The organism is Streptomyces sp. NPDC043867 (assembly GCF_056435845.1).
In genome coordinates this window covers 1-22,320 of the sequence record NZ_JBWKDS010000052.1, presented here as the reverse complement: position 1 = coordinate 22,320, position 22,320 = coordinate 1, and the positions used below count along the sequence as shown (strand labels likewise).

Below are 22,320 nucleotides of genomic sequence, written 5' to 3'. Positions count from 1 at the left end.
CCCCGGTCGGCGCGGTCGCCCGGGGGCCGGCCCGGTGGCCTCCGCCGGGCGGACCCTCAAGGCCGGTGCGGTGTCGGCTCAGGACGACGCCGGTTCAGGAGGACGCCGGCTCCTGCTCGGCCTCCACCTGGGCGTTCCACTCCCGCTTGGCGGCCTGCCAGCCGTCCTCGTTGTGCCCGAGCCGCCAGTAACCGGAGACCGAGAGGTCCTCGCGCGGGATCGCGTGCTCGACGCGCAGCAGCCGGCGCAGGTCCTTCACGAAGCCCGCCTCGCCGTGCACGAACGCCTGCAGCCGCCCCTCCGGGAACTCCAGGGCACGCACCGCCTCGACCAGGGCGGCGCCCACCGGCCGGTCCCCCCGGTGCAGCCAGACGACCTCCACGTCGGAGTCGATCTTCTGCTCCTCCTCGGGGCCGGAGATCTCCACGAAGGCCCGGGCCTGCGCCCCGGCGGGCAGGGACTCCAGGGTGGCCGCGATGGCGGGCAGCGCGCTCTCGTCACCGGCCAGCAGATGCCAGTCGGCGCTCGCGTCGGGCGCGTAGGCACCGCCGGGGCCCAGGAACCGTACGACGTCGCCCGGCCGGGTGCGCAGGGCCCAGGGGCCTGCCAGCCCCTCGTCGCCGTGCACGACGAAGTCGAGGGTCAGCTCGTGCAGTTCCGCGTTCCAGTGGCGCACGGTGTACGTCCGGGTGACGGGCCACTGGTCGCGGGGGAACTCCTCGCGGATCCGCTGCACGTCGAAGGGCTCGGGGTAGGTGACGCCCTCGGCCCCGAACAGCAGCTTCACGTAGTGGTCGGTGCAGGAACCCACGGTGAAGTCCGCCAGGCCGTCGCCGCCGAGCACGACCCGCTGCATGTGCGGGGTCAGCCGCTCGGTCCGCACGACACGCGCGGAATGGGGCTTCGGGGTCCTGCGTGCCGGACGCTCTGCCATGACGGCCTCCCAGTAGATGCTTAGGCTTACCTAAGTTAGCAGCTGTCCCCAGTTAACACCTCAGGCCTGGAGTGTCGCGAGCAGTCGCTGCAGGGATCCACCGAGACTCCAGCGCGCACCCAGCTCCGCCAAGCCGGACGGGTCGCGCGGCGCGTGCGGCAGGGCGGTGTCGACGTCCGGCAGGGGGACGTCTCCCGCGACCCGCACGACCTTGGGCGCCACCTCGACGTACGGCCGTGACTCGTCCAGGCGCCGGCGCTGCGACGGTGTCAGCCGGGACTTCGGGTCGTCGACGGCGGCCATGATCCCGGCCAGGTCGCCGAACTCGGCGAGCAGCTTCGCGGCCGTCTTCTCGCCGATACCGGGAACGCCCGGCAGTCCGTCGCTGGGGTCTCCGCGCAGCAGCGCCAGATCCGCGTACCCGGCGCCGTCGACCCCGTACTTCCCGCGGAGCCACGCCTCGTCGGTGAGCTGGAGCGAGGCGACGCCCTTGAGCGGGTACAGGACACGGATCTCCCGCTCGTCGTCGACCAGTTGGTACAGGTCCCGGTCGCCGGTGACGATGTCGACCGGGCCCGTGGCGCGCCCGGCGAAGGTGCCGATCACGTCGTCCGCCTCGTACCCCTCGACGCCCACGCGCGCGATGCCGAGTGCGTCGAGCACCGCCTCGATGACGGGCACCTGCGGCGACAGGGTGTCCGGCACCTCCTCCTCGTCCGGGCCCAGCGCGCGCTCCTCGGCGACGCGGTGCGCCTTGTAGGAGGGGATGAGGTCGACCCGCCACTGCGGGCGCCAGTCGGCGTCCATGCAGGCGACCAGGTCGTCGGGCCGGTGGTCCTTGACCAGGCGGTCGATGAATTCGAGCAGTCCGCGCACGGCGTTCACGGGCGTGCCGTCGGGGGCCTTCACGGAATCGGGGACCCCGAAGTAGGCCCGGAAGTAGAGGGAGGCGGTGTCGAGCAGCATCAGGCGTCTGGTCACCCTGCGCATCATGCCGTACGCCGCCGACAGTCACCGGCCGGTGGGAGTGCGTGGCCCGCCCGGGGTGTCGCACCCTCCTGACGTGGGACGAAGGGCCGTGCCCGGCGGGGGACGTGAACGCGCTGTGAACTGAACCACTCCTGCGTTTGGCCCACGGGCAAAGGGGCAGGTGCCGGGCCGGAGCGAAGCCGGTCGTATCTTCAACATCTTTCGACGAATGCCATCCGGCCGAGCGGACAGAACCCGCCTCGCTCCACGGCCCGCGGCGGGGGAGGCGGGCCGTCGTGGTTCCAAGACGAGAGGCGCCCGTGGCATCCAGGCTAGAAGCGGAACATCTGTACAAGGTGTTCGGCAGACGACCCGAAGACGCGGTGGAACGGCTCCGGGCCGGAGCCGGCCGCGACGAACTGCGCGAGGGCGGCACCACCGCGGCGGTGATCGACGCGTCGTTCACGGTGGAACCGGGCCAGACCTTCGTGGTCATGGGCCTGTCGGGGTCGGGCAAGTCCACGCTGCTGCGCATGCTCAACGGGTTGCTGGAGCCGACCGCGGGACACGTGCGCTTCGACGGGCAGGACCTGACGGCGCTGAGCCCCCGGGCGCTGCGCGAGGTCCGTTCGAAGAAGATCAGCATGGTCTTCCAGCACTTCGCGCTCTTCCCGCACCGCAGCGTCCGCGAGAACGCCGCCTACGGCCTGGAGGTCCAGGGCGTCCCGGGTGCCGAGCGCAGGAAGCGGGCCGCGGAAGCGCTCGAACTGGTCGGTCTGGGCGGCTGGGAGAAGTCCTGGCCCGACGAGCTGTCAGGCGGCATGCAGCAGCGGGTGGGCCTGGCCCGCGCGCTCGCCACCGACGCCGACCTGCTGCTGATGGACGAGTCGTTCAGCGCCCTCGACCCGCTGATCCGCCGCGACATGCAGGACCAGCTGATCGAGCTTCAGAAGAAGCTGAAGAAGACCATCGTCTTCATCACGCACGACCTCAACGAGGCCATGCGGCTGGGCGACCGGATCGCCGTCATGCGCGACGGCCGCATCGTCCAGATCGGCACCGCCGAGGACATCCTGGTGCGCCCCGCCAACGACTACGTCGCCTCCTTCACCCAGGACGTGGACCGCTCCCGGGTCCTCACCGCGGAGTCCGTCATGGACACGGACGTACGCGGCGACGAGGCGGACTGCTCCTGCGAGACCGCCGCCCCCGACACCTCGTTCACCGAACTGTGCTCCCTCAGTGCCCGGTTGACGCATCCCGTCGCAGTGCTCGACGAGCACCGCGAGCTCGTCGGCGTCGTCCCCCGGCAGCGGCTCGTCGCCTTCCTCGGCGACGAGCAGGGCGAACCCGCGGCCTGCGGCACGCCGCGCGACCGGAGCGTCGAGGCGGTGCAGGCCGGTGCCTAGGATCCCCTTCGGCGACTGGGTCAACGACACGGTCGACTGGCTGCTGAACCACATGGCGTGGCTCTTCGACTTCCTCAAGACCGTCTTCCTGGGCGCCTTCGACGGCATCGACGCCGTCCTCCAGGCCCCCGAGCCGCTGCTCCTCGCCGGCATCTTCGCGGTGATCGCCTTCTGGCTGCGCGGCACCTCCGCCGGTGTCCTCACCTTCCTGGGATTCGCCTTCATCGACTCCCTCGAACTGTGGGAGGACGCGATGGTGACCCTCTCGCTCGTCCTCGTCGCGACGCTCATCGCGCTGGTGATCTCGGTGCCGGTGGGCATCTGGGCGGCGCGCTCCGACCGGGTCAGCGGACTGGTCCGCCCGGTCCTGGACTTCATGCAGACGCTGCCCGCGATGATCTACCTCATCCCGGCGATCCTCTTCTTCGGCACCGGAGCCCCCGCGGGCATCGTGGCCACCCTGATCTTCGCGCTGGCACCCGGCGTGCGGATGACGGAACTCGGCATCCGCCAGGTCGACGGGGAACTGGTCGAAGCCGCCGACGCGTTCGGCACCACACCCGGCAACACGCTGCTGCGCATCCAGCTGCCGCTGGCGCTGCCCACGGTCATGGCCGGCGTCAACCAGGTCATCATGCTGGGCCTGTCCATGGCCGCCATCGCGGGCATGGTCGGCACCGGCGGTCTCGGCGGCGACGTGAACGAGGCCATCGGCCAGCTGAACGTGGGCCTCGGCTCCGAGGCCGGTGTCGCCATCGTCATCCTCGCGATCTACCTGGACCGCATGACCAGCGCGCTCGGCACCCAGGTGTCACCCCTCGGCCGCCGCGCCGCCGCCAAGGTGCGGGCCGCGCAGGGGCTGACGATCCGGTCCTACCGGCCCCGTCCGGCCGTGGCCGTCATCGGCGTGGTCGTGCTCGCGCTGGTCGCCGGAGGCATGGGCGTCTTCGGCGGTGGAGCGGACAGCACCACCGCCGCGTCCGACGGCGAGAACGTCGGCCACGGCAAGAAGGTCACCATCGGTTACATCCCGTGGGACGAGGGGGTCGCCTCCACGTTCCTGTGGAAGGAGATCCTCGAGGAGCGCGGCTTCGAGGTGGACACCAGGCAGTTCGACGCCGGCCCGCTCTACACCTCCCTCGCGCAGGGCAGCGTCGACTTCCAGACCGACGCCTGGCTGCCGACCACGCACGAGCAGTACTGGAAGAAGTACGGCAAGCAGCTGGACGACCTGGGCTCCTGGTACGGCCCGACGTCCCTGGAGCTGAGCGTGCCCTCCTACCTGAAGGGCGTCGACTCCCTGGCGGACCTCAAGGGCCGGGCGGACGAGTTCGGCGGCAGGATCACCGGCATCGAGTCCAGCGCCGGGATGATGGGCCTGCTCAAGAGCAAGGTGCTCAAGGAGTACGGGCTCGACAAGGAGTACGAGGTCGTCGACAGCTCCACGCCCGCCATGCTGGCCGAGCTGAAGCGCGCGTACGCCAGGAAGAAGCCCGTCGTCGTCACGCTGTGGTCGCCGCACTGGGCGTACAGCGACTACGAGTTGAAGAAGCTCAAGGACCCGAAGGGTGCCTGGGGCAAGGGCGACGGCGTGCACACGCTCTCCCGCAAGGGCTTCGCCGAGGACAACCCGGTCGTCGGGAAGTGGCTCAAGAACTTCCGGATGACCGAGAAGCAGCTCACCGGTCTCGAGGCCGAGATCAACAAGGCGGGCAAGGGCGCGCAGCAGGACGCCGTGCGGGCCTGGCTGAAGCGCAACCCCGGTGTCGTCGACAAGCTGGCGCCGGTCAAGAGCGCGTCAGCGGCCCCGGCGGAGGCCGAGCGTGACGTGAACGTCGCCTGGTTCCCCTGGGACGAGGACGTCGCGGTCACCTACCTCTGGAAGAACGTCCTGGCCCGGCGCGGCTACACGCTGAACCTCAAGCAGATGGACGTCGGCCCGGTGTACACGGGACTCGCGAGCGGCGACCTCGACGTCAACTTCGACGCGTGGCTGCCGTACGCGCAGAAGAACTACTGGGACAAGCACAAGAACGACCTGAAGGACCTGGGCACCTGGTACAAGCCGACGTCACTGGAGCTCGCGGTGCCCTCGTACGTCAAGGGAGTCGAGTCCCTGGCGGATCTCAAGGGCAGGGGCGGCACCTTCGACGGGAAGATCATCGGCATCGAGCCGGGCACCGGCGAGATGAACCTGCTCAAGAAGAAGGTCCTGCCGGGTTACGGCCTGGACAAGGAGTACAAGGTCGTCGACGGCTCCACGCCCGCCATGCTGGCCGAGCTGAGGCGCGCGTACGCCAGGAAGGAGCCGGTCGCCGTCGTCCTGTGGTCCCCGCACTGGGCCTACAGCGAGTACGGCCTCACCAAGCTGAAGGACGACAAGAAGCTCTTCGGTGAGGGCAACACCATCCGCACCATCGCCGCCGAGGAGTTCCCGCAGCGGTATCCGCAGCTCACCAAGTGGATCAAGAACTTCAGGATGAGCGAGGACGAGCTCGGCAGCCTGGAGAGCGAGATCAAGAAGCGCGGCCAGGGGCATGAGGAGGACGCCGTCGCCGCGTGGCTGAGGGAGCACCCGGACATGGTGGAGCGGATGACTCCGCAGTAGTCGGGAAATCTCCGGGGGTCCGGTCCCGCCGAAGGGGGGCGCGGGTCCCGCCGAGGGTTGGATCCGAGCCGGTCCCGCCGAGGGGTGGCTCCGCCGCAGCGCACGGGAGACGTGCGCCGCGGCGGAGCCCACCCCTCGCGCCGTTCCCGGGGCGCCCCGGCCTCGCCCACGAAAAGGATCCGGCCAACCACATCGCCATGCGGGGCTGCCGGGACGAAACCCTCCGGCGGCCCTGGTCACCGCCCCGGTGGACCGTCCGGTACAGCTGGTCAGCGCTTTCGTCCCACGGGAGGAGGTCGCGCCGGGCGGGGCCGGAGAGCGCGTCGCTTGGCGCGAACTGCAACCCCGGCCGTCCCACGACATGACACCGATGTGACGGCCGCGTGAAACGGTTTGCCGAACATGCGTAGGGTGCAGAGAACTCATCAGCCGCAGCGCGGTGAAGAAGCGGCCGGGATCAGCGGACCGACGAGCGAGGGAGGGAGCCGGAGCTATGGGCGACCACAAAGAACAGCCCCTGCGGGTGGGCGCGGCCGTCCGGCGGCGGCGCCGGGCACTGGAGCTCACCCTCGCCGTCGTGGCCGAGCGCAGCGGCCTCTCGGTGCCCTTCCTGAGCCAGGTCGAGAACGAGCGGGCCCGGCCCAGCAGACGCTCCCTGGAGCGGGTCGCCGTAGCCCTCGACACCACCGCGGGCGAACTGCTCGCCGCGGCCGACCCGGCGTGCAGCGTCGACGTGGTGCGCGCCGACGGCACCGAGACCACCCCCGAGGCCCAGGTGCGTCCCCTGGTGCGCGGGCACCACCAGCTGCACGCCACGGAGTTCACCGGCGACCACGACGCGGGCCGCGAACTCCAGCACCGCAACGACCAGTTGATGTACGTCGCGGACGGTGCCGTCGAGGTCGAGGCGGAGGGCCGCGCCCATCGCCTCGGCCGCGGCGACACGCTGTACCTGACCGGCGGAGTGCGGCACCGGTGGCGCGCGACCGTGCCGGACACGCGGGTCGTCGTGGTCGCCGTCGCCGACCACATCGACGCCGTGGAGGACCGGCACGCCTTCGGTGGCCGCTGACCCGGCCGCTCCCTCCGCCGTCCTCCCGTTCCGCGACCACGGCCGGAGGGCGCCGGGATGAGCGGTCCGCACGGCACGGCGCGACGGGTGGTCTCGCTGGTGCCCTCGCTGACGGAGGCCGTGGCGGTGACGCTGCCCGGCGTCCTGGTCGGCGCCACCGACTGGTGCAGCCACCCCTCGGACCTCGACGTCCCCCGGATCGGCGGCACCAAGAACCCCGACGTCGACGCGATCCTGCGGCTCGCCCCCGACCTGGTCGTCGCCAACGAGGAGGAGAACCGCGCGCCCGACCTGTCGGCCCTGCGCGCGGCGGGCGTCGAGGTCCTGGTCACCGAGGTACGGGACGTGCCGGGAGCCTTCCGCGAGCTGGACCGGGTGCTGCGGGCGTGCGGGGCACCAGGGCGCCCGCGCTGGCTCGACGAGGCCGAGGCGGCGTGGTCCGCGCTGCCGGGGCCGGACGCTCCGCACACCCCCTGCCCTCCCGAGCCCGGACCGGGCGGGGCTCCGGGCCCTTCCCGGTGTGCGACCGCCGTCCCACCCGCCCACGGCAGGACCGGTGCCGGCCCCGTTCCTCGTACGACCGCCGTCGTGCCGGTCTGGCGGCGGCCCTGGATGGTGCTCGGCCGGGACACCTTCGCCGGGGACGTGCTGGCCCGGCTGGGCGTGGACAACCTGTACGCGGCCCACCCGGAACGCTATCCGCGCGTACCCCTGGAGGAACTGCGGGCCGCGGCACCCGATCTCGTGGTGCTGCCCGACGAGCCCTACCGCTTCACGGCCGGGGACGGACCCGAGGCGTTCGCCGGGACGCCCTGCGCGCTCGTCGACGGACGGCATCTCACCTGGTACGGGCCGTCACTGGTGGACGCCCCGCGGGTCATCGGCGAGGCGCTGCGAGCAGCTCGCCGCTGAGCAGACCACGGCCCGTACGGACGGCGGCCACCGCCCAGGCCGCCACGAGCACCGCGTACAGGACGACCGCCAGAGCGTCGAACGCGGCGAGCCCGGTGCGGCGCGCCAGCCCCTCGGCGCCGGTGACACAGGTGCCCACCGGGAACGTGAACGCCCACCAGGTCATCGTGAACCCCATGCCCCGGCGCCGGGCCCGCAGCACCATCGCGCCGGCCAGGCCGAGCCACAGCAGCGCGAAGCCCATGACCGGCACGCCGTACAGGAGGGCGAGGACCCCGAAGCCCTGCGCGTACGGGTCGGGGACGACACCGGGGGCGTACCGCGCGAACTTGTCGACGGCGGTCGTGGACTGGCCGAGCGGGCCGAGGACCAGGAACAGGGCCGGGGTCAGGGCGAGCGGGAGCGGGCCCGAGGTGAGCAGCCGCGCGAAGATCACGGGGAGCATCAGCGCGGTGGCCAGCAGGCTCAGCCCGAACATCGCGACACAGGCGAGCAGCAGGCTCGCCCGGGCCTGCCCGGGCGGAAGGTGCGGGACGAGGAGGGGACCCGCGGCGGCGGACACCATCGGCGCGACCACGGGCAGCAGCCACACGGGCGTGGCCGCCGCGGCCCCCGCCGGGTGCCGGGTCACCAGGAGGTACGGCACCGCCACGGCCGCGGTCAGCGCGACGGCCGTACCGGCGGTGAACAGTACGGCGTCCAGGGCGAGCGCCGCGCGGGTCCCTATCCAGGCCTCGCCCACGACGAGCGCGCCGCCGCCGACGGCGACCAGGGCCATCGCGAGGCAGCCGTAGAAGGGCGCGACGGCGGGGTCGAGGAGGTGCGCGCGGGCCTGGTCGCGGTGGTGCGCCCAGTGCAGGGTCCGGGCACCGAGCAGCACGGCGAGCAGGGTCAGCGCGAGGGCCCAGACGGCCGCGCACACGGTGGACAGTCCGGGAACGCCCCGGGGGAGTCCCGCTCCCGCCGTGGACACGATCGCCGTACCCATCACGCCGGCGTACCAGTTCGGGCCGAGATGCCGGAGCGCGGCGTGGGGACGGCGGGCCCGGGTGCCGGGGAGCGCGAGGGGCTGGGCTGCGGTGACCATACGGCCACGGTCCCGCCCCGGCCGGGCCCCCACCAGGGAGCATGGCTCTATGAGGGCATAAGCTGGGCTTATGAGCATGGAGTGGTCGTGGTCGCGGTGACTGAGAGTCCGGAGCCGGCGGGCGGAGCGGGGCAGCCGGCGGGGATCGCGCACCGGGTGCCCGACCTCGGCGCGCTGGAGCTGCTGCTGGCCGTGGCCCGGCTCGGGAGCCTCGGGCGGGCCGCCCGGGAGCTGGGCATCACCCAGCCGGCGGCCAGCAGCCGGATCCGCTCCATGGAACGGCAGCTGGGGGTGGCCCTGGTGGACCGTTCCCCGCGCGGCTCCCGGCTCACTGACGCCGGGGTCCTGGTCACCGACTGGGCGCGGCGGATCGTGGAGGCCGCGGAGGCGTTCGACGCGGGCGCGCAGGCGCTGCGGGGCCGCCGTGACTCACGGCTGCGGGTCGCGGCGAGCATGACGATCGCCGAGTACCTGCTGCCGGGCTGGCTGATCGCGCTGCGCGCCCAGCGCCCCGGCACGGCGGTGTCGCTGCTGGCGGGCAACTCGGCGGCGGTCGCCGAACGGCTGCTGGCCGACGAGGCGGACCTCGGGTTCGTGGAGGGCCTGTCGGCGCCCGCCGGGCTGGACTCGGTGGTGATCGCCCACGACGACCTGATCGTCGTGGTGGCTCCCGGTCATCCCTGGGCGCGGCGGCGGGCCCCGCTCGCCGCGGCCGAGCTGGCCGCGACGCCCCTCATCCTCCGCGAGACGGGCTCGGGCACCCGGCAGGTCCTCGACGTCGCCCTGGGCGGTCTGGCCCTCCCGCTGCTCGAACTGTCCTCGACGACGGCGGTCAAGGCCGCCGCGGTGAGCGGCGCGGGCCCCGCCGTCCTGAGCGAACTCGCCCTCGGTGAGGAACTCTCCTCCCACCGCCTGGTCGGCATCCCGCTCGCCGACGTCCGGCTCCACCGGTCCCTCCGCGCGGTCTGGCCCACGGGCCACCGCCCGACCGGTCCGGCGAGGGACCTGCTGACCCTGACCCGCAGCCGCGCCTGACCGCAGGGCTCAGGAGGCGGCGGCTCGCACCAGGGCCCGCACGACGCGGGGGTCCTCGCCCATCTCGGGGTGCCACTGCACGCCCAGCACCCAGGGATTGCCGGGGAGTTCGACCGCCTCGACGGTCCCGTCCGTCGCGTGGGCCGAGGCGACCAGGCCCTCGCCCAGGCGCTCCACCGCCTGATGGTGGTACGCCGGTACGGCGGTGGGCTCCGGCACCGCCCGTGCGTAGCGGGTTCCCGGCACCGGCCGCACGTCGTGCTCCCCGAAGACGCCGACGTCCTTCACGTGCCCTTCGAGGTGCTGCACGAGGGTGCCGCCGAGCGCGACGTTCAGGAGCTGCATCCCGCGGCAGATCCCGAGCAGGGGGGTCCCGGACGCCAGGGCGGCCCGGATCAGGGCGAGTTCCCAGGCGTCCCGCTCCGGTGCGGGCGGGCCCGTCCGTGGGGAGCGCTCGGCGCCGTACCGCGCGGGGTCGACGTCCGGGCCGCCCGCCACGACCAGGCCGTCCAGGCGGGCCACGGCACCGGCCGCGTGCGAGGGATCGTCCGGCGGCAGCATGACGGCGAGTCCGCCGGCCCGCTGCACCAGCCGGGGATAGCCGGCCGGCAGCAGCACCGCGTCGAGGGTCCAGACACCCCAGCGGACCTCGGGCTCGTAGTACGTGCTCACGCCGATCAGTGGTCTGTTCACGCCGCGCTCCCTCGTGCCGTGGTGCGTCCCCGCTCCGGAATGCAATGGAGCGCGTTCATACCTTTGCGGGACGGCCGAGGATAGTGCAACTCCCCCGAGGAGGCCGGCGGGTCACGTCAGGAACCCGCGCAGCAGCGCCGCCGTCCCCGCGCAGTGCTCGCGCGTCATCTCCCGCGCCCCGTCCGCGTCCCCGTCGAGGACGGCCTCGACCAGCGCGATGTGCTGGCGCTGCGAGTGCTCCAGGTTCCGCACCAGCAGGGGGATGCAGTCGAGCAGGTCGTTGAGACCGGCCCGCACGGCCGCGTACCGGGCCGCGAGCGAGGGCGACCCGCACAGCTCGGCGAGCGTGAGGTGCAGCAGGGTGTCCAGGCGCCGGTACTCCGTCAGCGGGGCGTCGTGCGTGGCGGCCAGCGCGCCGCGCAGCCGGGCCGCCTGCTCCGGGGTGAGGCCGTGGGTGGCGCACAGCCCGGCCGCGCCCACCTCCAGGACCTCGCGGAACCGCAGGACGTCCTCGATGTCGACCGCCCGGCTGCGGCGGCGCAGTTCGTCCTGGCCGCCCGCGTCGGTCCTCGGCCGTACGAACGTGCCGCCGTAGCGGCCCCGCCGGGACTCCACCAGCCCCTCGTCCTGGAGCACCTTCAGCACCTCGCGCAGCGTCACCCGGCTGATGCCCAGCCGCTCCGCCAGCTCACGCTCCGCGGGCAGCCGCCCGCCCGCCGGCACCAGCCCGAGCCGGACGACCTGGAGGATCTGTTCGAGCGCCTCCTCGAAGCCGTTGCCCGCGCGCACCGGCCGCAGGACCGGTGTCAGCCGGTCCCCGGAACCGCCCGCGTCACCGCCGGGATCCGTCTGCGCCATCCGGCCGTGCCCCCTTCCCAAGCAATGGTTCTCGGCAATACCTTATGGCTCCGCGGACCGAAGGAGGCACTTCCCGTGGCAGACCGCACACCCCCGCTCCGGGTCGAGGAACTGCACGCCCTCGTCGCGGGCGGTGAGATCGACACGGTCGTCCTGGCCTTCCCCGACATGCAGGGGCGGCTCCAGGGCAAGCGGTTCGCCGCCCGCTTCTTCCTCGACGAGGTCCTGGAGCACGGCACCGAGGGCTGCAACTACCTTCTCGCCGTCGACACCGAGATGAACACCGTCGAGGGCTACACCATGTCCTCCTGGGACCGGGGCTACGGCGACTTCGCCATGCACCCCGACCCGAGCACCCTGCGGCGCGTCCCCTGGAACGAGGGCACCGCCCTGCTCATCGCGGACCTCGCCTGGAACGACGGCTCACCCGTGGTGGCGGCTCCCCGCCAGATCCTGCGCCGCCAGCTCGAGCGGCTCGCCGCCCTCGGCTACACCGCGCAGGCCGGCACGGAACTCGAATTCATCGTCTTCAAGGACACCTACGAGCAGGCCTGGAACGCCCGCTACCGGGGCCTGACGCCCGCCAACCAGTACAACATCGACTACTCGGTCCTCGGCACCGGCCGGATCGAGCCGCTGCTGCGCCGCATCCGGAACGAGATGCAGACCGCGGGGCTGACCGTCGAGTCGGCCAAGGGCGAGTGCAACCCCGGCCAGCACGAGATCGTCTTCAGGTACGACGAGGCACTCGTCACCTGCGACCAGCACGCCGTCTACAAGACCGGGGCCAAGGAGATCGCCGCTCAGGAAGGCGTCTCGCTCACCTTCATGGCCAAGTACGACGAGCGCGAGGGCAACTCCTGCCACATCCACCTCTCGCTCACCGACGAGAACGGCGACAGCGTCATGGCCGGGGACGGACCCGGCGGCATGTCGCAGGTCATGCGGCACTTCCTGGCCGGCCAGCTGGCGGCGCTCAGGGACTTCTCGCTTCTCTACGCCCCCAACATCAACTCGTACAAGCGGTTCCAGCCCGGCTCGTTCGCGCCGACCGCCGTCGCCTGGGGCCACGACAACCGCACCTGCGCCCTCCGCGTCGTGGGCCACGGCCGCTCCCTGCGGTTCGAGAACCGGCTGCCGGGTGGAGACGTCAACCCGCATCTGGCCGTCGCCGGACTCGTCGCGGCCGGCCTGTACGGCATCGAGCACGAGCTGGAGCTGCCGGAGGCGTGCACGGGCAACGCGTACGCCGGCGAGTACGAGCACGTCCCCACCACCCTGCGCGAGGCCGCCGAACTCTGGGAGAACAGCCCCATCGCCCGCGCCGCCTTCGGTGACGAGGTGGTCGCGCACTACCGCAACATGGCGCGCGTCGAGCTGGACGCCTTCGATGCCGCGGTGACCGACTGGGAGCTGCGCCGCTCCTTCGAACGCATGTGAGGCCTTCCTTGTCCGACCACCACACCGGCGAAGACACGCTCCAGGTCCTCGATCCCGCGACGGGCGAGGTCGTCGCCACCGTGCCGGCCGCAACGCCCGAGGACATCGACGTCGCCGTCGCCCGGGCGGCCCGGGCGCAGACCCGCTGGGCCGCCCTCGCACCCGGCGAACGGGCCCGGCTCCTGCGCCGGTTCGCCGTCGTCGTCGACGAACACCTGGAGGAGCTGGCCCGGCTGGAGGTCCGCGAGGCCGGGCACCTTCTCGGCAACGCCCGCTGGGAGGCGGGCAACGTCCGCGACCTCCTCGACTACGCGGCCGGGGGAGTCGAACGGCTGACAGGCCATCAGATCCCGGTTCCCGGCGGTCTCGACGTCACGATCCTCGAACCGCTCGGCGTCGTCGGCGTCATTGCGCCGTGGAACTTCCCGATGCCCATCGCCGCCTGGGGCACGGCACCCGCCCTCGCCGCGGGCAACGCGGTCGTCCTCAAACCCGCCGAGACCACTCCGCTGACCGCCCTGCGCCTGGCCGAACTCGCCCTGGAGGCAGGCCTCCCCGAGCACCTCTTCCAGGTCCTCCCCGGCGCGGGCCCGGTCGCCGGCAACGCCCTGGTCGAGCACCCGGACGTCGCCAAGATCGTCTTCACCGGGTCGACGGCCGTGGGCAGACAGGTGTGGGCGAAGGGCGCCGCCCAGCTCAAGCGCGTCACCCTCGAACTCGGCGGCAAGAGCCCCAACATCGTCTTCGCCGACGCCGACATCGAGGCCGCCGCGGCCGCCACCCCCATGTCCTTCCTCGACAACTCCGGCCAGGACTGCTGCGCCCGCACCCGCATCCTCGTCCAGCGTTCCGTCCACGACCGCTTCCTCGAACTCCTCGCCCCCGCGATCGAGTCCGTCGTCGTCGGCGACCCGGCCGACGAGCGGACCGCGATGGGCCCGCTGATCTCCCGCGCCCAACTGGACCGCGTGCGCTCGTACGTGTCCGACGACGCGCCCGGCATCCGCGGCAAGGCGCCCGAGGGACCCGGATTCTGGTTCCCGCCCACCGTCCTCACCGGCGTCGCACCGGACGCCCGCGTGGCCGTGGAGGAGGTCTTCGGACCGGTCGCCGTCGTCCTCCCCTTCGAGGACGAGGCCGACGCGATCCGCCTCGCCAACGCCACCGAGTACGGCCTCGCCGGGTCCGTCTGGACGCGGGACGTCGGCCGGGCGCTGCGCGTCTGCGGAGCCGTCCGCGCCGGGAACCTGTCCGTCAACTCCCACTCCAGTGTCCGCTACTGGACCCCCTTCGGCGGTTTCAAGCAGTCGGGGATCGGCCGTGAACTCGGCCCCGACGCGCTCGCCGCCTTCACCGAGACGAAGAACGTCTTCATCAGCACGGAGGGCCCCGCACAGTGACACCAGACCCCATCTGCCGCCGTCTCGTCGGCCGCACCGCCGTCGTCACCGGCGCCGGCAGCGGCATCGGCCTCGCCACCGCACGCCGGCTCGCCTCCGAGGGAGCCCACGTCGTCTGCGGCGACGTGGACGAGACCCGTGGCCGGGCGGCCGCCGAGGAGTCCGGCGGGATCTTCGTGAAGGTGGACGTCACCGACGCCGACCAGGTCGAGGCCCTGTTCAAGGCGGCCGACGACACCTACGGCTCCGTCGACGTCGCCTTCAACAACGCGGGCATCTCACCGCCCGACGACGACTCCATCCTGGAGACCGGCCTGGAGGCCTGGAAGCGGGTCCAGGAGGTCAACCTCACCTCGGTCTTCCTGTGCTGCAAGGCCGCCCTCCCCTACATGCGCCGCCAGGGCAGGGGATCCATCATCAACACGGCGTCCTTCGTGGCCCGGATGGGCGCGGCGACGTCGCAGATCTCGTACACCGCGTCCAAGGGCGGCGTCCTCGCCATGTCCCGTGAACTGGGCGTGCAGTTCGCCCGCGAGGGCATCCGGGTCAACGCCCTGTGCCCGGGCCCGGTCAACACCCCGCTCCTGCGGGAGCTGTTCGCCAAGGACCCGGAGCGGGCCGCGCGCCGGCTCGTGCACATCCCGGTCGGACGTTTCGCGGAGGCGGACGAGATCGCCGCGGCGGTCGCGTTCCTCGCCAGCGACGACTCCTCCTTCGTGAACGCCACCGACTTCCTGGTCGACGGCGGGATCTCGGGGGCGTACGTCACGCCTCTCTAGTGCTCTGACACGGTGAACCTTCCTGGTCACAGCACCAGCCGGGGAGCCGGACCGGTGTACGGTCCACGTTCCATGCGATACCGACACGTCCTCGCGTGGACCATGGTCGCGGCCGCCGCCCTGGCGGCCGCGCCCGCCGCCACCGCCGCACAGGCCGGACGGCGTCCGTCCTGCCCGCGGCTCTCCCAGCGGCTCGACTGGTACGGCGACAACCGCGCCCACCTCCAGCAGGTCGTCGACGAGCGCGGCAGCTGCGCCGGGCGCGGCGGCCGCCCCGTCGCCGTCTTCGACTGGGACAACACCGTCACCAGGAACGACGTCACCGACGCGACGATCTCCTGGGCCCTGCGGCACGACAGGATCCTGCGCCCGGGGAGCTGGCGGGACACCAGCGCGTGGCTCACAGACGCGGCCGGCACCGCCCTCACCGGGGCCTGCGGCTCCGACGTGCCGGTGGGCGCGCCCCTGCCGACGTCCACCCGGCCCCGCTGCACCGACGAGATCCTCGAGATCCGCGAGAACGGCAGGACGACGAGCGGCGCCGCCGCCTTCGCCGGGCAGTGGAACCACCGGCGCACCGTCCCGCAGTACGCGTGGGTGCCCCGGCTGTTCGCCGGGCACACCGTCGCCGAACTCTCCTCGTACGCCCGCGAGGCCCGCGCGGAGGCCCTGGCGGCACCCGTGGGCGCGACCCGTACCCTCGGCACCCACACCGTCCCGGCGTACGTGCGCTACTACGACCAGCAGCGCGACCTGATCCGCACCCTGCGGCGGGCCGGATTCGACGTCTACATCGTCTCCGCCGGTTCCGAACCCGTGACCGAGGTCTGGTCGCGAGGTGTCGGCGTCGACGCCCGGCACACCGTCGCCATCCGGTCGGTCCTCGACCGGCGTGGCCGGATCACCACCTGGAACGAGGGCTGCGGCGGCGTACCGGTGAACCGCGGAGAGGCCATCCCCTACATCGACGGCAAGCGGTGCTGGATCAACCAGGAGATCTACGGCGTCGAGGGCGCCGCTGCCTGGGACCGGCAGGACAGGCGGCACCGCCCCGCGATCGCCGGCGGTGACGCCGACACCGACGTCACCTTCGTGGCCGACGCCACCGGCGCGCACCTCGTCCTCAACCGCAACAAGGGCGAGATCATGTGCCGGGCGTACGACGACGCCGACGGGCGCTGGGTGGTGAACCCGATGTTCATCGACCCGCTGCCGCCGAAGCCGGACCCCTACCCGTGCTCGACCGGCGCGTACAACGCACCCGACGGCAGCAGGGCGCCCGTCCGGCGTGCCGACGGCTCCGTCGTGCCCGACCAGCCGGACACCGTCCACTGAACCCGCCCCGCCCACCGGTGTTCGCGTGACGTCCTAGGTCGTGCCAGGCGTCGCGGAACAGGCGGGACTTTGCGGACACGGCCTAGAGTGCCGGGATGAGCATGACGCCCCCGTCCGGCTGGTACCGCGACCCGTCCTACCCGCTCACCGAGCGCTGGTGGGACGGGACCGCGTGGACCGACCACCGGCGTCAGCCCGAGGCGGCACCCCAGCCCCCGGCGCCGCCGCGGCCCGCCGCCGGTGACTCCCGGCGCGCGAAGGCCGTCACGCTCACCGCGGCCGGGGTCGTCCTCGTCGCCTCGGTCGTGACGGGCGCCGTGCTCCTCGGCCGGGACGACGACGGCGACCGTACGCGGACGAGGACCGCACCCGGGAGTTCCTCACCCGCGCCCCGGCCGACCGTCACCGCCTCGGCCTCCGGCCGCCCGTCCGAGGACCCGTCCGTCGTCGTGGACGAACTCAACGGCATCACGCTGCCGTTGACCGACGGCTGGGTGAGAGCGGAGAACGTGGCCGAGGACGACATCGTCATGACCACACCGGGTACGTACGACTGCCCCGGCGACCCGGGCCTGTGCCGTCACGGCAGGGTCTCCTCCCGCACGGTCACGGCCAACGACGAGAAGTCCCCGAGGGCGCTCGCCGAGAACGACATCGAGGACGCGGCGAACAGCGCCTACGACCGCGACCTGCTCGACGCCCTTCCCTACCGGGGCATCACCTCGCACCGGCTGGTGAAGGCCGGCTCGGTCGCCGTCGGGGGCCGCGCCGGGTACTTCGTGCGCTGGCGGGTCAGGACCGGGGTGGGACCCGGCGGTTACGTCGAGTCGCTCGCCTTCCCCTCCAGCGTCGGCTCCCAGTCACCGGTCATCGTCCGCTTCGCCTTCGACGCCGGGGACGGGGGGCCGCCCGTGTCCGACATGGACAGGATCACCGAGGGGATCCGTCCGGTCGGGGACGCGGACACCGGCGGGGGAGTGGGCAGCAGCATCGGGCCGCCCGGCCGGTAGGCGGCCCCGCCGGGCCCCGGCGCCCGGCGTGGCAGGGGCGCGCGGGCGCCCCGGGCGGGCGGGCCCCCGCGAGCAGGGCCCCACCGGGTCAGAGGAAGGTCCGGCCCTCACCGCGGTACGTCGGGACGGCCGCCGTCACGGCGTCGCCCTCCACCAGGTGCAGCGTGTCGAACCGCTCGCACAGCTCGCCCGCCTTGGCGTGCCGGAACCACACCTTGTCCCCGATGAGCAGGTCGTCCGCCGGGGAGCCGAGCAGCGGCGTCTGCACCTCACCCGGTCCCTCCTGCGGGTCGTACCTCAGCCCCTCGGGGAGGTGAGGCACCGGCAGCCGGTCGGGACCGGGGGCGCCCGACGCCGGATATCCGCCGCCCAGCACCGTGACGACCTCGACGCCCGGCCTGCGGACGACCGGCTGGGCGAACAGGGCCGCCGGACGGCCGGTGAACGACGTGTAGTTGTCGAAGAGCCGCGGCACGTACAGTCCCGACCCGGCGGCGATCTCGGTCACCGCGTCCTCGGCCGCGGTGTGCTGCACACTGCCCGTGCCGCCGCCGTTGACGAACTCCAGGTCCGGCGCGACGGCCCGCACCGCTCGCACCACGTCGGCACGGCGCTGCGCCAACTCCCTGCGGGCCGCGGCCTGCATGAGCCGGATGGCGCGCGAGCGCACGGGACGCCCGGCGAGCGAGTCGCCCACCCCGGCGATGTGCCCCTCGTACGCCATGATGCCCACCAGCTCGAAGCCGGGCCGCCGGGCCACCGAGCGGGCCAACTCGGCGACCTGGGCCGCCGAGTGCAGCGGGGAACGGAGGGCACCGACCCGGACCCGGCCGCCGAGCAGCCTGAACGAGGTGTCCAACTCCAGGCAGACCCGGACGACTTCGGTGCCGCCCTGCCGTGCCGCGTCGATCAGGGCGAGCTGGGCGGGGTCGTCGATCATGACGGTGACGGCCGCCGCGAGCTTGGGGTCGCCGGTCAGCTCGGCGTAGCCCGCGCGGTCGGCCGAGGGGTAGGCGAGCAGGACGTCGTCGAAGCCGGAGCGCGCGAGCCACAGGGACTCGGCGAGGGTGAAGGACATGAGGCCCGCGAATCCGTCGCGGCCGAGGACCCGTTCGAGCAGGGCACGGCAGCGTACGGACTTGCTGGCGAGCCGGATCGGTTTGCCGGCGGCGCGGCGGACGAGGTCGTCGGCGTTCGCGTCGAAGGCCTCCAGGTCCACGATCGCGACAGGGGCGTCGAGGTGAGCGGTGGCCCGGTCGTAGCGGGCCCGGTCTGCGGCGCGGGCAGTCATGAACGCAGCCTGCCAGACAGGATTACCGCAGGGTAGGGGGACGTTCCGGGCAGATGCCCCGGGCCTGCGGACTGGTTCCCGCCGGGCGCGTGTCAACCCGTAGAGTGACGCGCACGCAGGGAGGAACGACCTCGCCGGGCCGGTCGCGGCCGGGTGACGGTGCGTCCGCACGGGTATGCCTGCCCGGGTCGGACGGGTCCTCTCCGCACGTGTGCAGCGACCCGCACGATCTCCGACGCGGGCCGACGGCCCGGGACGAGGAACGGGGGGTGCATGAGCACGGAAGCGCGCCGCGCGTCCATTCCGCCGCGCCCGCCCGTACCGCCCCGTCCGCCGTCCCCTCCCGGCGAGGACTTCACCGCCGACGACACCCCGGCGCCGCGGCCCGGCCACGCCTCCGCGCCCGCCGTCCCACCGGTGCCCGCCTCCCGCCCGACGCCCCTTCCGCCCCGGCCCCCGTACGAGCCGCAGCCGCCGATGCCGGCCCCCGGTGAGGGTCGGCCGGGGCGGACGCCTGCCCTGGAGGATGCGGCTGCTGCTGTGCCCGGTAAGGCGGACCGGTTCCTCCACGAGCCGCAGCCGTTGGCGTGGGTTCCCGGTGAGGGTCGGCCGGGGCGGGCGCCTGCCCTGGAGGAGGCGGCTGCTGCTGTGCCCGGTACGGCGGACCGGTCCCTCCACGAGCCGCAGTCGTTGGCGTGGGTTCCCGGTGAGGGTCGGCCGGGGCGGGCGCCTGCCCTGGAGGATGCGGCTGCTGCTGTGCCCGGTGCGGCGGAGCGGTCCCTCTACGAGTCCCAGCCGTTGGCGTGGGTTCCCGGTGAGGGTCGGCCGGGGCGGGCGCCTGCTCCGGAGGAGGCGGCTGCCTTCGCGTCCGGCACGGTGACTTCGCCGGAGCAGCGGCAGCCGTCCGCCCCCGCTAGGACCCCGGGAGGTGACCCCGGCGCCGGCTGGTTCGACGGGCCGGGGCACCGGCGGCCGGCGGCCCCCGCCCGCCCGACGCCCGCCCCGGGCAGGGCGACCCCGCAGGAGGGCCCCGGCAGGACCCCGGGAGAACCCGCGCCCTCCCGACGCCGCGCGTCGGCGGACGAGCCGAGGGTGCCGAAGGGAAGCACGGCGCCCCGGCGCCCGGTGCCCCCGGCGGACGTGCCGCGGGCGCCCCGAAGCCGTCCGGAGGCACCGCTCACCGGCGCCGCGTCGGCCCCGCCCCCGCCACCGGCCTCGGCCCGCTTCCCCGACGTGCCGCCCGCCGGCACCCCGGGGACGGGCACCGGCACCGGCGACTTCCGCGGGCACGGCACCCCGGCCCGCCCCGCGGCACCGCCCCGTCGCACCGCCGTACCCGAGGAGACCCCGGGCGAGACGACCAGGCGGCTGCGCCCCGTACGCGACGAGGTCCTCCGCGAGGCCGCGACCCCGCGCCCCTTCGTGTCGTTCGGGCAGCCCGAGACGTACGACGACTCCGCGCGCCCGGCCGGCCGGCGAACCAGGCCCCGCGCCCTCGCGGCCGCCGCCTGCGTCGTCCTCGGCCTCGGGCTCATGGGCGGCGCGGCCACCGGCAGCTGGCTGACCGGGGACAGCGCCGCGGAGGCCGGATCGCCGGGCGCCTTCGCGGCGGCCGGCGGCCTGTGGCACAGCGTCCCCGTCGACCGGCTCTTCCCGCCCACCGTGAACGGCGAGGGCGCGGGACCCGGCGGCGCCGACCGGACCTGGACGCGGATAGGCGTCGCCCCCGACGGCGGCTGCGCGGACGCCTTCGACCCGCTGCTGCGCAAGGCCCTCGCCCCCGTCGGCTGCCTGCGACTCCTGCGCGCCACCTACACGGACGCGACCCGCAGCCATGTCACCACCGTCGGACTGCTGTTCACCAAGGCGGACGCCGCTGCCATGACCTCCCTGAAGAACCGCTTCCGGCGGGAGGGACTCGACCGGCGCACCGACCTCATGCCCCGCTCGTACGCCCCGAAGAACACCCTCGCCGCGGGCTTCGGCGACCCGCAGCGCGCGTCCTGGACGGTGTCGGTCCTCACCGACGCCCCCGTGGTCGTCTTCGCGGTCTCCGGCTTCGCCGACGGCCGCACCGTCGCGACCCCGCAGCCCGCCGCGGACGCCACCGGGTCCGGCGCCACCACGGCCCCCGCCCAGGCGGGCCTCGGCCACGAGGCACAGGGCCTCGCCGACCGCGTCGAGCGCAGCCTGCGCAAGAAGGTCACCCCGGCGGCGGAGAGCCCGTCATGAACCACACCCTTGGTGCCCGGCTCCTCACGGTGCTCCTCGCCGGCTCCCTGGCCGTGCTGCCCGCCACGAGCGCCCACGCCGACGGCATCCGCGCCCAGCAGTGGGCCCTCGACGCCCTGCACACCGAGCAGGCCTGGCGCACGACCAAGGGCGCCGGCATCACCGTCGCCGTCCTCGACACCGGCGTCGACGCCGAGCACCCGGACCTGGCGGGCAACGTCCTCACCGGCAAGGACATGGTCGGCTTCGGCGCCCGCCGCGGCGACCGCGCCTGGGCCAGGCACGGCACCGCCATGGCCGGGATCATCGCCGGCCACGGACACGGCACGGGCAACGGCGACGGCGTCATGGGCATCGCCCCCGAGGCGAGGATCCTCCCCGTCCGGGTCATCCTCGAGGACGGCGACCCGGCCCGCGGCAAGGCCCGCAACACCCGAGGCAACGCCCTCGCCGAGGGCATCCGCTGGGCCGCCGACCACGACGCCGACGTCATCAACCTGTCCCTCGGCGACGACTCCAAGTCCGCCCACCCCGAACCCGCCGAGGACGAGGCGGTCCAGTACGCCCTCGCAAAGGGCTCCGTGGTGGTCGCCTCGGCCGGCAACGGCGGCGAGAAGGGCGACCACATCTCGTATCCCGCGGCGTATCCCGGCGTGATCGCCGCCACCGCCGTCGACCGGGTCGGCTCCCGCGCCTCCTTCTCCACCCGCCGCTGGTACGCCACCGTCAGCGCCCCAGGCGTCGACGTCGTGATCGCCGACCCCGACGACAAGTACTACGAGGGCTGGGGCACCAGCGCCGCCTCCGCCTTCGTCTCCGGTGCCGTCGCCCTGGTCCGGGCCGCGCACCCGGGCCTCACCCCGGCCCAGATCAAACAGCTCCTGGAGGACACCGCCCGCAACACCCCCGCCGGCGGCCGCGACGACTCCCGCGGCTTCGGCTTCGTCGACCCCGCCGCCGCCATCGAGGCGGGCGGCCGGCTCGCACCGGAGGGACTGCGCTCGGCGGCGTACGGCCGGGAGTACTTCGGGCCGGGTCCCGACGCCGCCGCGGACGACGGCTCCGCCGGCTGGGTGGGGCCGCTCGCCGGCGGGCTCGGCGCGGCACTGCTCGCCGCGTCGGTCGTCCTGTGGCGCGGACGCAGGGGCTCACGCGGGTACGACGCCTAGGGCCTGTCGTTTGGATCAGGCTGGCTGTGACCGACGGTTCGTCCTGACCGACCCGAGCGGGGTCTGGCGCGTGCAGCTGCAAGGCGG

18 protein-coding genes are annotated in these 22,320 nt (G+C 73.6%); 12 read left to right on the top strand and 6 right to left on the bottom strand.

The features are described 5' to 3' along the window. Positions 1-94: 94 nt before the first annotated feature. A complete protein-coding gene (locus tag AC069T_RS34355) occupies positions 95-934 on the bottom strand; it encodes a siderophore-interacting protein (protein WP_478786476.1) in 840 nt (279 codons plus the stop codon). Between the two features lie 60 nt (positions 935-994). Continuing rightward, positions 995-1,924 carry a 5'-3' exonuclease gene (locus tag AC069T_RS34350; RefSeq protein ID WP_478786499.1) on the bottom strand — a complete coding sequence of 310 codons (930 nt, stop codon included), beginning with the start codon at positions 1,922-1,924 and terminating at the stop codon, positions 995-997. 299 nt (positions 1,925-2,223) lie between these two features. On the opposite strand from AC069T_RS34350, the gene AC069T_RS34345 reads away from it, so the two are divergent. From AC069T_RS34345 to AC069T_RS34330, 4 genes are all read left to right on the top strand, one after another. Beyond that, positions 2,224-3,312: a quaternary amine ABC transporter ATP-binding protein gene (locus AC069T_RS34345; RefSeq protein ID WP_478786475.1), complete on the top strand. Its 1,089-nt coding sequence runs from the start codon at positions 2,224-2,226 to the stop codon at positions 3,310-3,312. Further along, positions 3,305-5,920: an ABC transporter permease/substrate binding protein gene (locus AC069T_RS34340; RefSeq protein WP_478786474.1), complete on the top strand. Its 2,616-nt coding sequence runs from the start codon at positions 3,305-3,307 to the stop codon at positions 5,918-5,920. The genes AC069T_RS34345 and AC069T_RS34340 overlap by 8 nt, the downstream gene beginning before the upstream one ends. A 493-nt stretch (positions 5,921-6,413) precedes the next feature. Beyond that, a complete protein-coding gene (locus AC069T_RS34335; protein WP_478786473.1) occupies positions 6,414-6,992 on the top strand; it encodes a helix-turn-helix domain-containing protein in 579 nt (192 codons plus the stop codon). 57 nt (positions 6,993-7,049) lie between these two features. Continuing rightward, a complete protein-coding gene (locus tag AC069T_RS34330) occupies positions 7,050-7,904 on the top strand; it encodes a helical backbone metal receptor (protein WP_478786472.1) in 855 nt (284 codons plus the stop codon). Here the strand turns inward: AC069T_RS34330 and AC069T_RS34325 are convergent. Further along, on the bottom strand, positions 7,870-8,991 hold the full coding sequence (locus AC069T_RS34325) for a TDT family transporter (RefSeq protein ID WP_478786471.1): 1,122 nt from the start codon (positions 8,989-8,991) through the stop codon (positions 7,870-7,872). The genes AC069T_RS34330 and AC069T_RS34325 overlap by 35 nt on opposite strands. Positions 8,992-9,087: 96 nt before the next feature. Between AC069T_RS34325 and AC069T_RS34320 the strand changes: the two genes are divergently transcribed. Beyond that, positions 9,088-10,026 carry a LysR family transcriptional regulator gene (locus tag AC069T_RS34320; RefSeq protein WP_478786470.1) on the top strand — a complete coding sequence of 313 codons (939 nt, stop codon included), beginning with the start codon at positions 9,088-9,090 and terminating at the stop codon, positions 10,024-10,026. A gap of 9 nt (positions 10,027-10,035) precedes the next feature. Here the strand turns inward: AC069T_RS34320 and AC069T_RS34315 are convergent, their stop codons facing one another. Beyond that, the gene (locus tag AC069T_RS34315; RefSeq protein ID WP_478786469.1) at positions 10,036-10,719 is read right to left on the bottom strand and encodes a gamma-glutamyl-gamma-aminobutyrate hydrolase family protein; all 684 of its coding nucleotides are present in this window, start codon (positions 10,717-10,719) and stop codon (positions 10,036-10,038) included. A gap of 111 nt (positions 10,720-10,830) precedes the next feature. Further along, entirely contained in the window at positions 10,831-11,577 is a 747-nt protein-coding gene (locus AC069T_RS34310) for a FadR/GntR family transcriptional regulator (protein ID WP_478786468.1), read from the bottom strand. A gap of 75 nt (positions 11,578-11,652) precedes the next feature. On the opposite strand from AC069T_RS34310, the gene AC069T_RS34305 reads away from it, so the two are divergent. From AC069T_RS34305 to AC069T_RS34285, 5 genes are all read left to right on the top strand, one after another. Then, the gene (locus tag AC069T_RS34305; RefSeq protein ID WP_478786467.1) at positions 11,653-13,017 is read left to right on the top strand and encodes a glutamine synthetase family protein; all 1,365 of its coding nucleotides are present in this window, start codon (positions 11,653-11,655) and stop codon (positions 13,015-13,017) included. Between the two features lie 8 nt (positions 13,018-13,025). Continuing rightward, positions 13,026-14,417 (top strand): aldehyde dehydrogenase family protein, encoded by a 1,392-nt coding sequence (locus AC069T_RS34300; RefSeq protein ID WP_478786466.1) that lies wholly within the window; start codon positions 13,026-13,028, stop codon positions 14,415-14,417. Further along, complete coding sequence (locus AC069T_RS34295) at positions 14,414-15,196, top strand: 3-oxoacyl-ACP reductase (protein WP_478786465.1); 783 nt, start codon at positions 14,414-14,416, stop codon at positions 15,194-15,196. The genes AC069T_RS34300 and AC069T_RS34295 overlap by 4 nt, the downstream gene beginning before the upstream one ends. A gap of 72 nt (positions 15,197-15,268) precedes the next feature. Further along, on the top strand, positions 15,269-16,531 hold the full coding sequence (locus AC069T_RS34290) for a haloacid dehalogenase-like hydrolase (protein ID WP_478786464.1): 1,263 nt from the start codon (positions 15,269-15,271) through the stop codon (positions 16,529-16,531). Positions 16,532-16,626: 95 nt separating this feature from the next. Continuing rightward, on the top strand, positions 16,627-17,541 hold the full coding sequence (locus AC069T_RS34285; protein WP_478786463.1) for a DUF2510 domain-containing protein: 915 nt from the start codon (positions 16,627-16,629) through the stop codon (positions 17,539-17,541). Positions 17,542-17,629: 88 nt separating this feature from the next. Here AC069T_RS34285 and AC069T_RS34280 read toward each other — a convergent pair whose 3' ends face one another. Next, positions 17,630-18,832 (bottom strand): amino acid deaminase/aldolase, encoded by a 1,203-nt coding sequence (locus AC069T_RS34280; RefSeq protein ID WP_478786462.1) that lies wholly within the window; start codon positions 18,830-18,832, stop codon positions 17,630-17,632. Between the two features lie 1,092 nt (positions 18,833-19,924). Between AC069T_RS34280 and AC069T_RS34275 the strand changes: the two genes are divergently transcribed. Further along, positions 19,925-21,064 carry a hypothetical protein gene (locus AC069T_RS34275; protein WP_478786461.1) on the top strand — a complete coding sequence of 380 codons (1,140 nt, stop codon included), beginning with the start codon at positions 19,925-19,927 and terminating at the stop codon, positions 21,062-21,064. Beyond that, positions 21,061-22,233 (top strand): type VII secretion-associated serine protease mycosin, encoded by a 1,173-nt coding sequence (gene mycP / locus AC069T_RS34270; RefSeq protein ID WP_478786460.1) that lies wholly within the window; start codon positions 21,061-21,063, stop codon positions 22,231-22,233. The genes AC069T_RS34275 and mycP overlap by 4 nt, the downstream gene beginning before the upstream one ends. Positions 22,234-22,320 lie beyond the last annotated feature (87 nt).